A 2,694-nucleotide genomic window follows, 5' to 3' on the forward strand; every position below is an offset into this window, starting at 1 on the left:
ACAACATGAAGAAGCCCCAGAAGAACAGGCCGTGGGCAATACCCGGCCCCTTGACCCGGAGCACCTTGCTCTGCAGCAGGACGTTCTTGACCAGAATGCCGATCCGTATCGGCAGCTGATCGAGGCGGTTGAGCGGTTTGCCCTGCCGATAGACTTTGCGGCGCTGCAAGAAACCGTAGACTAACACCCCCAGAGCCGCCAGGGTCAGCAGGTACATGGGGACCAGGGTCCCGGCTCCGTGGCCTATATTCCAGTAAATCTCGCGGGTCATTTCCATGTCAGACCTCTTCTGGTTCTGCAGTTAAACGTACGATGCCTGAGCGATATCGGCCTGCTGTATGCGGTCGATAATGCGCTTGCGGTAATCATTGATATCCCGGCGGAGCGCTTGAAGGGTTTCGATTTTGAAATCAATGCGCACCTGATGGTGATCGAGAACGTCGATCAACTGCGGCAGAATCTTGTCGGTAGCCCGGTTGTTCAGCTCGTAGTTGACCGCAATCTCATGTATCTCCTTCAGGGAGATGCCCAGTTCCTTGAGCTTCAGAATGAATTTCAGCCGAACGACGTCTTCCTTGCCATAAATGCGCATGCTTCCGGGACCCTGCCGATTGCCCCCCATCAAGCCGACCTCTTCGTAATAGCGGATCGTGCGAGTCGAAATCCCGAGCTGCTTGGCAACTTCGCCGATCTTCATGTTTTGCGGATATTCGTCCATGACGACCTTCTTTCAACCGTCTTAAATTAGAAAATATATTTCTCGTTTTCGCGGGCCGCTTCGGCCAACACCCGCTTGGCGTCGAGAAGACCCGAGGCATCGAAGTCCGTCAGCCGTGCGATAGTTGTGCGTAGCAACCTGAGCTGTTGAGCATTACCGATAAAATAGGTCGCTTTTTGGGCCGCCTCAGCAGCTTTACGGGTTGCGCGGAAAGCGGCGGTCAGGGCGATGGCGCGATAAAGCGCCTGCCTGCCAGCACTCGCCATGGGATAGGCCTTTTCCGCCCGCAGAACGGCACTTTCCATGGCAAAAATCTGAATCGCCAGATCGGCCAGCGGCAGCAGAGTTTCCTGCTCCTGCTGCAACCTGTTCTGAAATTTCTCGAGCGCCGCGCCTAGCAGAATCAACAACAGCGATTTCAGCCGCTTCAACTGGGCCTGCTCCAGGGCAAACGGTACGTTGGTATCGGGCTCGTTGTCTTCCTCAAAAGCCGCGGCCAACGCCTCCTGCAAGGGGATCTCTCCTTTAAGCCCTCTGGCCAGCACGAGCCCGGGGATCAGAATCCGGTTAATTTCGTTGGTCCCTTCATAGATGCGGCTGATCCGGGCGTCACGGTAATAGCGTTCGGCCGGGTACTCGCTGACGAAACCGTAGCCTCCATGAATCTGCAGCGTTTCGTCGGCCACGAAGGCCTGTACCTCGGAGCAATAAACCTTGGCGATGGCGCATTCGGCGGCGTACTGCTCGATCCCTTTTTGGTAGTCGGCGTAGTAGCTGTCGCTGGTCTTGTCGAGCCCTTGCAGGTGATCGTCGAGCAGTCCGGCCAGGCGATACACCACCGACTCCGAAGTAAAGATCTCGGTGACCATATCCGCCAGCTTTTCCTTGATTGCACCGAAGTTGCTGATCGCCGTATTAAACTGCTTTCGTTCGTTGGCATATTGAGCTGCATCCTTGAAGGCCTGCTTGGCCGCACCGGTAGCCCCGGCACCCAGCTTGAATCGACCGACATTGAGGACGTTGAAGGCGATCTTGTGCCCCTTGCCAATCTCACCGAGGAGGTTCTCCGCTGGCACCTTGACATTGTCCAAAACCACTTGGCAGGTCGACGAGCCCTTAATGCCGAGCTTCTTCTCTTCAACCCCGATACTTACCCCTTCAAACCCTCGCTCAACCAGGAAACCGGTAAAATGCTGCTTGTCGACCTTGGCAAAGACCGTGAACAGATCAGCGAAGGCCGCGTTGGTGATGAATTGCTTGGTGCCGTTGAGGGTGTAGTGCGTACCATCTTCTGAGAGAACCGCACTGGTTGCTGCACCCAGGGCATCGGAACCGGAGCCGGGCTCGGTCAGGCAGTAGGCCCCAAGCATCTCCGTAGTCAGCAGTTTTTCGAGGTAGCGCTCCTTTTGCCCGGGCGTTCCGTAATAAACCAGCGGCAGGGTACCGATGCCGTTATGAGCCATCAGCGAAACAGAGAATGAGCCGGCCCTGCCAAGAATTTCCGCGGTTAACATGCTGGTGACTTTATCGAGATTGAGCCCGCCATATTCCTCCGGGCCATCCACCATCATCAGCCCGAGTTCGCCTGCCCGGTGCAGCAGTTCGACCACTTTGGTGAAATTTTGCGCTTCGATCTCCTCGATTTGCGGCAAAACCTCGTTAGCGACAAACTGTTCGGTAGTTCCGGCAATCTGGCGATGTTCATCGGAAAAATCTTCCGGGGTAAAGAGATCTTCCAACGCGGTTTCGCGCAACAGGTATTCGCAACCCTTTAGTTGTGTCTCAGACATGGTCTTTTCAATCCCTCTAGAGTCGAATCAAAGTCTTTCGAAGATGCCGGCGGCGCCCATTCCCAGACCGATACACATGGAGACCATGCCATACCGGGTGTTGCGCTTGCCCATCTCGGACAGCAGGGTCGCCGTCAGTTTGGCGCCGGTACATCCCAGCGGATGACCGAGTGCAATGGCACCGCC

General features: G+C 55.9%; 2 protein-coding genes and 2 pseudogenes. All 4 read right to left on the minus strand.

The features are described from left to right. Positions 1 to 277 (minus strand): annotated as a pseudogene (locus Q7J88_RS10815) (electron transporter); the annotation flags it as partial. A gap of 24 nt (positions 278 to 301) precedes the next feature. Next, positions 302 to 718: a MerR family transcriptional regulator gene (locus Q7J88_RS10820; RefSeq protein ID WP_303722214.1), complete on the minus strand. Its 417-nt coding sequence runs from the start codon at positions 716 to 718 to the stop codon at positions 302 to 304. A gap of 26 nt (positions 719 to 744) precedes the next feature. After that, the gene (locus Q7J88_RS10825; RefSeq protein WP_303722215.1) at positions 745 to 2,508 is read right to left on the minus strand and encodes an acyl-CoA dehydrogenase family protein; all 1,764 of its coding nucleotides are present in this window, start codon (positions 2,506 to 2,508) and stop codon (positions 745 to 747) included. Between the two features lie 27 nt (positions 2,509 to 2,535). Next, positions 2,536 to 2,694, minus strand: a pseudogene (locus tag Q7J88_RS10830) (acetyl-CoA C-acyltransferase); the annotation flags it as partial.

The organism is Malonomonas rubra (genome assembly GCF_003247215.1).
GTDB classification, from domain to species: Bacteria; Desulfobacterota; Desulfuromonadia; order Desulfuromonadales; family Geopsychrobacteraceae; genus Malonomonas; species Malonomonas rubra_A.